The sequence below is a fragment of the Ensifer sp. EB106-03-01-XG145 genome, assembly GCF_058792075.1.
In genome coordinates, this window is sequence record NZ_JBYTEC010000017.1 from 89,399 (window position 1) to 100,016 (window position 10,618).

General features: G+C 62.4%; 14 protein-coding genes. 9 read left to right on the forward strand and 5 right to left on the reverse strand.

The features are described from left to right. Positions 1-228 precede the first annotated feature (228 nt). Together vapB and vapC are read left to right on the forward strand one after the other, a co-directional pair. A complete protein-coding gene (gene vapB, locus AC3WWH_RS27875) occupies positions 229-462 on the forward strand; it encodes a type II toxin-antitoxin system VapB family antitoxin (protein ID WP_057251703.1) in 234 nt (77 codons plus the stop codon). After that, positions 462-869 carry a type II toxin-antitoxin system tRNA(fMet)-specific endonuclease VapC gene (vapC, locus tag AC3WWH_RS27880; protein WP_057251702.1) on the forward strand — a complete coding sequence of 136 codons (408 nt, stop codon included), beginning with the start codon at positions 462-464 and terminating at the stop codon, positions 867-869. The genes vapB and vapC overlap by 1 nt, the downstream gene beginning before the upstream one ends. Before the next feature lie 29 nt (positions 870-898). Here vapC and AC3WWH_RS27885 read toward each other — a convergent pair whose 3' ends face one another. Further along, on the reverse strand, positions 899-1,786 hold the full coding sequence (locus AC3WWH_RS27885; protein ID WP_093236478.1) for a helix-turn-helix domain-containing protein: 888 nt from the start codon (positions 1,784-1,786) through the stop codon (positions 899-901). Between the two features lie 112 nt (positions 1,787-1,898). Here AC3WWH_RS27885 and pobA point away from each other — a divergent pair, with 112 nt between their 5' ends. Beyond that, positions 1,899-3,071 (forward strand): 4-hydroxybenzoate 3-monooxygenase, encoded by a 1,173-nt coding sequence (gene pobA, locus AC3WWH_RS27890; RefSeq protein ID WP_113398482.1) that lies wholly within the window; start codon positions 1,899-1,901, stop codon positions 3,069-3,071. 15 nt (positions 3,072-3,086) lie between these two features. Here the strand turns inward: pobA and AC3WWH_RS27895 are convergent, their stop codons facing one another. Both AC3WWH_RS27895 and pcaQ read right to left on the reverse strand, forming a co-directional pair. Further along, entirely contained in the window at positions 3,087-3,608 is a 522-nt protein-coding gene (locus AC3WWH_RS27895; RefSeq protein ID WP_113398483.1) for a GNAT family N-acetyltransferase, read from the reverse strand. A 79-nt stretch (positions 3,609-3,687) separates the two neighbouring features. After that, the gene (pcaQ, locus tag AC3WWH_RS27900; protein ID WP_058322659.1) at positions 3,688-4,614 is read right to left on the reverse strand and encodes a pca operon transcription factor PcaQ; all 927 of its coding nucleotides are present in this window, start codon (positions 4,612-4,614) and stop codon (positions 3,688-3,690) included. A gap of 93 nt (positions 4,615-4,707) precedes the next feature. Between pcaQ and pcaD the strand changes: the two genes are divergently transcribed. The 5 genes from pcaD to AC3WWH_RS27925 all read left to right on the forward strand — a co-directional run bounded on the left by pcaD (position 4,708) and on the right by AC3WWH_RS27925 (position 8,438). Next, positions 4,708-5,520, forward strand: a complete 813-nt coding sequence (pcaD, locus tag AC3WWH_RS27905; protein ID WP_113398484.1) for a 3-oxoadipate enol-lactonase — start codon at positions 4,708-4,710, stop codon at positions 5,518-5,520. Further along, positions 5,513-5,917, forward strand: a complete 405-nt coding sequence (gene pcaC / locus AC3WWH_RS27910; RefSeq protein WP_057251697.1) for a 4-carboxymuconolactone decarboxylase — start codon at positions 5,513-5,515, stop codon at positions 5,915-5,917. The genes pcaD and pcaC overlap by 8 nt, the downstream gene beginning before the upstream one ends. A gap of 12 nt (positions 5,918-5,929) precedes the next feature. Next, on the forward strand, positions 5,930-6,679 hold the full coding sequence (gene pcaH / locus AC3WWH_RS27915) for a protocatechuate 3,4-dioxygenase subunit beta (RefSeq protein WP_058322597.1): 750 nt from the start codon (positions 5,930-5,932) through the stop codon (positions 6,677-6,679). After that, positions 6,679-7,293, forward strand: coding sequence for a protocatechuate 3,4-dioxygenase subunit alpha (gene pcaG / locus AC3WWH_RS27920; protein ID WP_058322596.1), 615 nt, complete (start codon positions 6,679-6,681; stop codon positions 7,291-7,293). Before pcaH ends, pcaG begins: the two co-directional genes overlap by 1 nt. Positions 7,294-7,382: 89 nt before the next feature. Further along, positions 7,383-8,438 carry a 3-carboxy-cis,cis-muconate cycloisomerase gene (locus AC3WWH_RS27925; protein WP_113398485.1) on the forward strand — a complete coding sequence of 352 codons (1,056 nt, stop codon included), beginning with the start codon at positions 7,383-7,385 and terminating at the stop codon, positions 8,436-8,438. A 23-nt stretch (positions 8,439-8,461) separates the two neighbouring features. Here the strand turns inward: AC3WWH_RS27925 and AC3WWH_RS27930 are convergent, their stop codons facing one another. Together AC3WWH_RS27930 and AC3WWH_RS27935 are read right to left on the reverse strand one after the other, a co-directional pair. Continuing rightward, positions 8,462-9,199, reverse strand: coding sequence for a FadR/GntR family transcriptional regulator (locus AC3WWH_RS27930; protein WP_058322658.1), 738 nt, complete (start codon positions 9,197-9,199; stop codon positions 8,462-8,464). A 92-nt stretch (positions 9,200-9,291) separates the two neighbouring features. Then, a complete protein-coding gene (locus AC3WWH_RS27935) occupies positions 9,292-10,080 on the reverse strand; it encodes an NAD-dependent epimerase/dehydratase family protein (protein WP_113398486.1) in 789 nt (262 codons plus the stop codon). Positions 10,081-10,379: 299 nt separating this feature from the next. Between AC3WWH_RS27935 and AC3WWH_RS27940 the strand changes: the two genes are divergently transcribed. Next, positions 10,380-10,618: dihydrodipicolinate synthase family protein (locus tag AC3WWH_RS27940; protein ID WP_492377342.1), on the forward strand; the 239-nt coding region annotated here is incomplete at its 3' end.

The following is a 10,618-nucleotide window of genomic DNA, read 5'->3' on the forward strand; positions in this document are numbered from 1 at the left end:
GGGTCCCCCTCGGACCCGAGTATTGATTCTGCTCCTGTTTTGAGTCGTTGCAAAAATCTTTTTGACCGTGGGAAGGCGAGCGGGCCTATGGCGACCAGCGGTGGGCCACGCGGCCCCTGCCAACGTCGATGAAGATGCTATCGCTGCGAGTGATTTTGTATATCCCGTTGACATATCCCGCAACCGATACCATCTTGGATATACGTAAAGCATATCCCGGAGATAGAGATGTCGGAGCAAGGCGCTGTTTTCCTCAGCAATCGTAGTCAGGCGATCCGGCTGCCGAAGGCCGTCGCACTTCCAGAGGATGTCAAACGCGTCGATATCGTCGCGGTGGGGCGAACGCGGATCATTGCGCCCGCAGGCGAAGCCTGGGACAGTTGGTTCGATGGCGAGTCCGTAACGACCGATTTCATGACAGAGAGAGAGCAGCCGGCGCCACAGGAGCGCGAGGCTCTCTGATGCTGAAATATATGCTCGACACCAATATCTGTATTTTTACGGTGAAGAACCGGCCACAGCAGGTTCGCGAGGCGTTCAACAGGCACCACGGCCAACTATGCATCAGCTCGATCAGTCTCATGGAGTTGATCTATGGCGCGGAAAGATCCGCCATGCCCGAGCGCAACCTTTCCGTCATAGAAGGCTTTTCTGCGCGTCTTGAGGTTCTCAACTACGATCAGGCAGCAGCGACCCATACAGGCCAGTTGCGCGCCGAACTCGCGCGCAGTGGGACGCCGATAGGCCCTTACGATCAATTGATTGCCGGTCACGCGCGATCGCAGGGCCTGATACTGGTGACAAACAACAGGCGGGAATTCGATCGTGTGCCCGGTCTGCGGGTCGAGGATTGGACGACCGCTCCTTAATCCCAGCGTCTATTGCGTCGGCGGAGCTTCTATGCGCCGAGCCTTTCCCGCTCAGCCATGCGCCAGGCGCGCGGTGTCATGCCCGTCTGGCGCAGGAAGAAGCGGGAGAAGTAGGCGGGATCGGCAAAGCCGAGGCGGAAGCTGATTTCCTGCACGCTGGCCCTGGTGAAAACGAGTTCGCGCCTCGCTTCGCCGATGAGCTTTCGCGAGATCATCTCGTGGGCGCTGAGCCCCATGATGATACGCGTTATCCGGTTCAGATGCGTCAGCGACAGGCCGAGTTCGCGGGCATAGGCGGCGGCCGGCCGATGCGAGCGGTGGTGCTGCTGCAAAAGAGCCTGGAAGCGCTGGACCCGCTGTTCGTTTTCGCTATCGGCTGTATCGTCTCGGCTGTCGCTTGCCTCGTCGAGACGTGCCGCCAGCGTCAGCACGGAGGTAAGGTAGGCATCCAACAGGTCGGTGCGATTGCTGCGGTTGGTTTCCCATTCCCTGGCCAGACGCGTGAGGGTTGCTGCGACATAGGCCGCATCCTCGCGGCCATCGAGCCGGGTCAGATGCGGGGTCGCAAGAAAGGAGCCGAGACGACTGCGTTCCCCGGGAGTTGTCTTCAGATGCGACGCCAGGATGGTGAAGACGAAGCCGTCGATGTCGCGCGAGAAGCGGAAGCCGTGGCTGAGGGCTGGCGGAACGGTGATAACCATAGGCGGCTCGATCGTGTGCACCGCGTTGCCAAAGACCGCGTCGCCGGAGCCGCCGGCAATGTACAAGATCTGAAAGAAGCTTTCGTGGCGGTGCAGCCCGATCTCCCAGTGGTAGAGGCTGCTTCGTGACGGAATAGTCTCGCAATGCAGCCAGAAATCCGGCCGTTCGCCGGTCCGTTCGCCGTAAAGCTCATAGGTCGGAACCGTCTTCTTCATATCACGTTCCCTGAAGTCATGTTCGATTTGTGCAATTTCATGGCGGATTTGTCCATTGAGAGCGAAGCCCGCTCGGCGCAGATTTTGTCAAAAGACAATTCTGGAGGAGAGCATGCGCACCAAGGTCGTCATCATCGGGTCAGGCCCATCAGGGCTCTTGCTTGGGCAATTGCTGACGGAAGCCAGCATCGACAACGTCATTCTCGACCGCGTCAGCCAGGATTACATCCTTGGCCGCGTGCGCGCCGGCGTGCTTGAGGAAGGCACGGTCGGATTGATGGATCGCGCCAGGGCCGGCGCGCGGATGCACAAGGAGGGGCTGCCGCATGACGGTTTCTCGCTTGCCTTCGACGGCCGCGACCACCGCATCGATCTGTTGCATCTGACCGGCGGCAAGCGCGTCATGGTCTATGGCCAGACGGAACTGACGCGCGATCTGATGGAGCATCGCGAGCACTCCGGGGCGACGACGATCTATGAAGCTGCCAATGTCGAACCGCATGATTTCGACAGCCATCAACCCTACGTCACCTTTGAGAAGGATGGTGCGACCCGGCGTATCGATTGCGACTTCATCGCCGGCTGCGACGGCTTTCACGGTGTCAGCCGCAAGTCAGTTCCCAAAAAGGCCCTGCACACCTTCGAAAAGGTCTATCCTTTCGGCTGGCTCGGCATCCTCGCCGACGTGCCGCCGGTCGATCACGAACTCATCTACGCCAACCATCCGCGTGGTTTCGCACTGTGCTCGATGCGCTCTCAGACGCGCAGCCGCTACTACATTCAATGCTCGCTGAACGAAAAGATCGAGGACTGGTCCGACGAGCGCTTCTGGGACGAGCTGCGCCGGCGGCTGCCGCAGCATCATGCCGAGGCGATGGTCACCGGACCGTCCTTCGAGAAGTCGATCGCGCCGCTCCGATCCTTCGTCGCCGAGCCGATGCGCTTCGGTCGCTTGTTCCTGGTCGGCGATGCCGCCCACATCGTGCCGCCAACCGGGGCGAAAGGGCTGAATCTTGCCGCCAGCGACGTGCACTATCTCTTCGAGGGACTGCTTGAACACTATCAGGATCGCTCGAATGCCGGCGTCGATGCCTATTCGGCACGGGCGCTCGCGCGTGTCTGGAAGGCGGTGCGTTTCTCCTGGTGGATGACGACGATGCTGCATCGTTTCCCGGATACCGGCGATTTCGACCAGCGCATCCAGGAGGCCGAACTCGACTACCTGACCCATTCGGTCGCCGCCGAGACGGCGCTGGCGGAGAACTATGTCGGGCTGCCGTTCTGACGCTTCGCCGCGCGGTCAGTTCCATTCATTCCGGAGCAGGCCGTAGATCGCCGTGTCCCATCTGACGTCACCGACCTTGGCCGACGACCGGCGCACACCTTCCTCGCGAAAGCCGAGGCTGCGGTAGGTGCGGATCGCCGCCTCGTTGAAGGTGTAGACGTTGAGCTCCAGCCGCTCGAAGGCGGGATCGGCGAAGAAGCGCTCGGTCACCTCACGGAGAAACGGCCGGGCGAGGCCGCGACCGCGCATGCGCGGATTAATGGCAACCCGGCTGAGGCGGCCGACGCCGTTCTGCCAATCGAGCGCCACCTGCGCATGGCCGGCGAGCTTGCCGTCGACCAGGCCGGCGAACATGGAGCGCGCGGGCTCGACAGCCGTTGTCTCTGCGAGCATCGCCTCGAGCTGTGCGGCCTCCAGTGGAAACGAGAGGCCGGGGCCGCCCCATTGCACTAGCGCTTCGAGGTTCGAAAACCAGTCGAGCATTTCGGGAATGCGCTTTTGGGAAAAGGCTTCAACGAGGAAGGGAGCGGTCGGCATGGGATCACCAGTCTGTCGGAACTCGCAATCTCGGTCGCTGGCCGGGGCTTGTAAAGCCGCGAATTCCCGGCATGCGCCCTCAGAGTTTGGTGGCGACGCTGGTCGCTGCCTCGCGGATGGTCTGCATCAGGATCGAGAGAGCCGGTGACGGTGCCGCATCGGCGCGCATGGTGAGGCCGACGGGGCCCTTCGTCTCGCTGGTGTCGATCGGCAGGATCGCGATCGTTCCGTCGTCGACGTCGCTGGCGACGACGCCGGCGGAGATGATCCAGATCGCGTCGCTCGCCCGGACGAAGGCACGGCCGAAGGCATCGGACACGGTTTCGATCTGGTTCGGCAGGCTGGCGATGCCGTTGGTGATCAGGAAACGCTCGACGAAGGGGCGGATGATCGAGGCGCGCGTCGGCATCAGTACAGGGAAATCTGCGAGCCGCGCAAACGTGGAATGCGAGCCCGCAAGCAGCGGATGGCCGGCCCGGACGGCAAAGACAACCTGTTCGGAATAGAGGTGCTCGAAGGAGAAGCCAGCCATCTTCTCCGGTGCCGCAAGCCGCCCGACGACCAGATCGAGATCGCCGACGCGCAGCTGTTCGAGGAGAACTGCGTTTTCGCCGGTGACGATCTTGATGCGCGCGCCGGTATCCTCCTGGAGGAAAAGCGTCATGGCGTGCGGCATGATCCGGGTCGACACTGTCGGCAGCGCTCCGACCCTGACCGGTACACCGTCGCCGGCGCGTTCCTGCGACACGGAATCGAGCCCTTGCCGCAGCGCCGTCAGCGCTGCGCCAGCGTGGCGCAGGAAGACCTCGCCGTAACGTGTTATCTTGATGCCGCGCCCGTCGCGCTCGAAAACCGCGACGCCAAGCACCTCTTCCAGCTCGCGGATCGTCTTGGTCACGGCCGGCTGGCTGACATGCAGCAGCTCCGCCGCCTTCATCACGCTCTTCTGCCGGGAGACCTCGACAAAAGTCTGCAGATGGCGAAACTTAACCCGGGCGTCGACCATGGAATTCATAACCCTCAAGTTAATGAAATGCCATGAAATATCATTTTACCTAACCAGATTAAATATCCAATTTGGTGATGGAGGAGAGAGCCCGTGCAGTTTGCCCGCATCAACGACATCACGATCCACTATCAGGTGATCGGCGCGACCGGCGACCGGCCGGTGCTGGTTTTTGCCAATTCGCTCGGCACGGATTTTCGCATCTGGCGCGACGTCGTCGTCCGGCTCGCCGGCGACTATGCCATCGTCCTCTATGACAAGCGCGGCCATGGCCTTTCCGATATCGGGCCGATCCCTTACGCGATCGAGGATCACGCCAACGACCTGGCCGGCCTGCTCGACATGCTCTCCGTCAAGCAGGCGATCGTCTGCGGCCTATCGGTCGGTGGGTTGATCGCGCAGTCGCTCTATCAGCGGCGGCCCGATCTCGTGCGTGCGCTGGTTCTTTGCGACACGGCGCACAAGATCGGCACCACCGAGATGTGGGCGGCACGTATCGCGGCCATCGAGGAACATGGCATTGAGGGGATCGCCGACGGCGTGCTTGAGCGCTGGTTCACGCCGGCCTTCCGCCGGCCGGAAAACACCGCCTATGCCGGCTATCGCAACATGCTGGTGCGCCAGCCGGTAACCGGCTACGTCGCCACCTGCGCCGCCATCCGCGATGCCGACTATACCGAGGCGGCTGCCCGCATCGCGGTGCCGACACTCTGCGTCGTCGGCGACCAGGACGGTTCGACGCCGCCCGACGTCGTGCTTACGACCGCTCGTCTCATTCCCGGCGCGCGCTACGAAGTCATCCGCGACGCCGGCCACATTCCTTGCGTCGAAAACCCGGAGGCTTTGACCGCGGTGCTTCGCGCCTTCTTCGAAATCGCAATGCATGGAGACAAGCCGCATGAGTGATGCCTTCACGCCCTCGGACCGTTATCGCCAGGGCATGGCCACGCGCCGGGCCGTTCTGGGCGACAATCATGTGGACCGGACCCAGTCGGCTTCCACCGATTTCGATCGCCCGTTTCAGGATCTGATCACTGAGGCTGCTTGGGGCCACGTCTGGTCGCGGCCGACCTGGACGAAGCGGGAGCGTTCGATTGTGACGATCGCGCTGCTCGCAGCCCTTGGTCAGGATGACGAGGTGGCCATGCATGTGCGCGCGACCGTCAACACGGGCGCCAGCCGCGACGATATCTGCGAGGCGCTGCTGCATGTGGCGATCTATGCCGGCGTGCCGGCGGCCAATCACGCGATCAAGATCGCCAAGCAGGTCTTTGCCGAGATCGATGCCGGCAAGGCTGCCTGACGGGGGAAGATGATGACCGACAGAACGAACGGAAAGCCGGAGACGGGTGCCTTTTTCCCCCGCGACCGGCAATGGCATGCGCCGGCGCTGACGCCGGGCTACAAGACCTCGGTGCTGCGCTCACCACAGAAGGCATTGTTGTCGCTCGACGGCACGATCTCGGAAATCACCGGCCCTGTCTTCGGCCATTCTGTCGTCGGCGAACTCGACAACGACCTGATCCACAATTTCGCGCGGGCAGGCGAAAGCGCCATTGGCGAGCGCATCATCGTGCATGGTCGGGTGCTCGACGAGCGCGGCCGCGCCGTGCCGGGCGCGCTGCTCGAATTCTGGCAGGCCAATGCCGGCGGCCGCTACCGCCATAAGAAGGAAAGCTACCTCGCGCCGCTCGACCCGAATTTCGGCGGTTGCGGCCGCACGATCACCGATGAGGAGGGGTTCTATGCTTTCCGCACGATCAAGCCCGGCCCCTATCCCTGGCCGAACGGCGTCAACGACTGGCGGCCAGCCCACATCCATTTCTCGGTCTTCGGCCACGGATTTGCACAGCGCCTGATCACCCAGATGTACTTCGAGGGTGATCCGATGATCTGGAAGTGTCCGATCGTCAACACGATCCCGGATCGCCAGGCGATCGAGCAACTGATCGCGCCGCTCGACTGGGCAAACACGATCCCATTTGATGCGCGCGCCTATAAATTCGACATCGTACTGCGCGGTCGCCGCTCGACCCTGTTCGAGAACCGGCTGGAGGGCAACTGATGGTGCAGCAGCTGAACTACCTCAAGGAAACGCCGTCGCAGACGGCCGGCCCTTACGTGCACATCGGACTGACGCCAAACTTCTGCGGGATCGGCGGCGTTTATCAAGCCGACCTCGGATCGTGCATGGTGAATGAGCAGACGAAAGGGCAGCGCATTACCATTACTGGCCGCGTGATCGACGGCGCCGGCGTGCCGCTCAGGGACGCGCTCGTTGAGATCTGGCAGGCAGATGCTGCCGGCCTCTACAATTCGCCGACCGAAATTCGTGGCTCCGCCGACCCGAACTTCTCCGGTTGGGGGCGTTGTGCGACCGGTGCCGAGGATGGTGTCTTCACGTTCGAAACGGTGAAGCCCGGGGTCGTGCCTTACAGCCGTGACCGGAAGATGGCGCCGCATATCAGCTTCTGGATCGTGGCGCGTGGCATCAATGTCGGCCTGCAGACGCGCATGTATTTTCCCGACGAGGCGGAAGCCAACGCCGCCGATCCGCTGCTTGCGCGGATTGAACATCGTCATCGCGTCGCGACGCTTGTCGCGACGGGAGCGGCGCCTAATTATGTTTTTGACATTCACCTGCAGGGTGAGAAGGAAACGGTCTTCCTCGACATCTGAACAGGAATGTCACGCCTGGACATGGGGCGGTGATTGATACCCCCATGCAGCAGGTGGCATTTCGTTCGGCAAGCAGAAACGGGGAACCCATGACCTATTCCGCCTTCGACCATCCTTATCTCTCCGGGCTTCTGGGTGATGAGGCGGTTGCCGCCGAGTTTTCGGCCTCCGCCGACATCCATGCGATGCTCGCCTTCGAGGCGGCGCTTGCGCGGGCGGAAGCCGTGCACGGCATCATCCCAGCGAGCGCTGCGGACCGTATCACCGAGGCCTGTCGCGCCTTTTCGCCCGATGTCATCGCACTGAAGCGCGTCATGGCGGTGGATGGCGTGGTCGTGCCGGAACTCGTCCGGCAATTGCGCGCCGCCGTCGGTGGCGAGGCGGCGGAATACGTGCATTTCGGCGCCACCAGCCAGGATGTGATCGACACCAGCCTGATGTTGCGGATGAAGGCGGTCGCCGAGCTTTTCGCCGTGCGCCTCGGCAATGTCGTCTCGGTGCTCGAAGAATGCGACAGCGAATGGGGGGATCGCGCGCTGATGGGGCGTACCCGCATGCAGGCGGCAATCCCGATCACCGTATCCGATCGGTTGCGCAGCTGGATCGAGCCGCTGCTCGATCATATCGATCGGCTCGAGGCGATGCACCGTGATCTCTTCGCCGTGCAGTTCGGCGGCGCCGCGGGGACGCTCGATAAACTTGACGATCGAGCCGACGAAGTGCGCGCCACGCTTGCCGAAGAGCTCGGCCTTGCCGATTTTCCGCAGTGGCACAGCCAGCGCTCGGAGGTTGCGGATTTTGCCAGCGCGCTGTCGCTGGTGACCGGCAGCCTCGGCAAATTCGGTCAGGATGTCGCGCTGATGGCGCAGCAAGGCGATGAGATCGAGCTTGCCGGCGGCGGTGGTTCCTCGGCGATGGCGCACAAGCAGAACCCCGTAGCGGCGGAGGTTCTGGTGTCCTTGGCGCGGTTCAACGCGACCCAGCTCTCCGGCATGCACCATGCGCTGATACACGAGCAGGAGCGGTCTGGTGCCGCCTGGACGCTCGAATGGCTGATCATGCCGCAGATGGCCGGCGCGACGGCGGCCGCACTTCGCCTGGCGGCCGAGCTTGCGAGCAACATACGCCGGCTTGGCCGCGACTGAGCCCGCGGCAGCCGCGCGGTTCTTCAGCGGGCCGCGCGCAACATCGAGCGATAGCGCACTTGGCTGTTCTTGAGGTGCTGGCGCATGGCGCCGCGCGCCTGTTCCTCGTCGCCATCCTGGATCGCGATTAGAATGGCCTCGTGTTCCGAGATCAATCGCGACAGTTCCGCTGCCGCCAGCACGGTTTCCTCGCCGCTTTCGGAAACCGCGCGGCGGGGAATAAGCGCGGTGCCCAGCATCTGCAGGAACTCGCTGAACCGCGGATTGTTGGTCGCCTGGGCGATCGCCAGGTGGAAATTGAAGTCGGCTTCCGCCGTGGGGCGACCCTCGGCAGCACTCGCACAGAAGCTGTCGAAGGCTTCGACGATCTTTTCTTCCTGTGCCGGCGAGCGGCGCAGGGCGGCAAGGGCGGCGGCATCACCTTCGACGGCGGTCCTGAGTTCCAGCATTTCGATCAGCGAAGAGACGCGCGCGAGATCGACACCATGGAAAGGCAGCGGAGCCACTGGCGTGGGTTCCAGCACGAAAACGCCGATACCGTGTCTCGCTTCGACCAGCCCGCCGGAGCGTAGGGCCGCGATCGCTTCGCGCACGACCGTGCGGCTGACGCCGAACTCCTGGGTAAGCTGCGCCTCCGATGGCAGGCGATCGCCCGGCTTATAGTGTCCGCCGGCGATCTGTCCGCCAAGTGCGTCGGTCACCCTGGCCACCAGCGTCTTGCCTTGTGGCGTTGTGTTGTCGGGGGCGGTGACGTTGCTCATGGGCATGGCCGTTTCTGGGACTTGGTGTGAGTTTCTGGATACGCCATTGCCGATCAAGGGCGCAATCCATTGGCAAGGCGTAGGGCCTACTTCTAAAAGATCGGATCATCGACGAAGGCGCCGCCCTGATACCGCACGAGCGAACCGCCCGGGTCCGGCTTCGGGCTGCTTGCGGCAATCTTATCGCGGAAGACTTCGGCATTGTCCTTCGGTCGCCAGCCGAGCCATCCAATGTGCGAATTGTCCCACCAGCCGGCGTCGTTGGAAGACGCGCCCCAGACGACCGGGCAGCCGAGAACCGGGACGCGGAAGACGGCTTCGATCAGGGATGCGAAGTCGTCATGCGAAAGCCAGGTGGACAGCATGCGGTAGTTGATGGGCTCCGGCAGGCACGAGCCTATGCGCACCAGCGCCGTCTCCTGGCCGAACTTCTCGAAGTACATGCGGGCAAGTGCTTCGCCGAAGCACTTCGACACACCGTAGAGCCCGTCCGGCCGGTAGGGGGCATTCGGGCCGAGCCGCTCGTTTTGCGGATAGTAGCCGATCGTGTGGTTGGTGCTGGCGAACAGGATGCGCGGCTTGTCGTTGGCGCGCGCAGCTTCGTAGAGATTGTAGAGGCCGAGAATGTTGCTGTCGAGGATTTCTGAAAAGGGTCGTTCGACGGATATGCCTCCGAGATGCAGGATTGCATCGCAGCCGGCAACAAGGTCATGGACAGCGCGGGCATCGGCGAGGTCGCACTGAATGCATTCTTCGTTCTCGCCGGGTGGGTCGAGCGGCGAACGGTCGGAAAGTCGGATCACCTTTGCCATCGGGGCGAGCTTTTTGTGCATGACGCGGCCCAATTGGCCTGCTGCGCCGGTGATCAGAAGTCGTTCCATCGCCCATCTCCTTCATGTCGGCGGGTGGGGTCCCGTCGGTCATCAGTCAATCACATCATACAATACTGGCTAACATATAATACATGTTTACTGCAACATGAATGGAGAGCTTGCGCGTTTGAATACCCTATCTGGCTCGGGTTCTGTGTTGCGTGGCAAGATGAAACGAGATTCGGTGCCAAAGGTGCGGGGTCATTGAATTTCGAAGGTCATATGATAACCTGTATTATGACATATTGACATGTATGTGATGACTTGCTTAGTAGGGCGCGTCGATTATTAGGGAGGACCCGCGCGAAATGACCCCAGAACAGATCAAGGCCGCGCTTGGATCGGGCCTCCTTTCCTTCCCGGTCACGCACTTCGACAAGGACGGTCGCTTTGCGCCGGAAAGCTACAAGGCGCATGTCGAGTGGCTGGCCGGCTACAAGGCGCCGGTGCTGTTTGCGGCCGGCGGCACCGGCGAGTTCTTCTCGCTGAAACCCGATGAAATCCCCGGCATCGTCGCCGCCGCCAAGGAGGTTGCCGGCGAAACGGC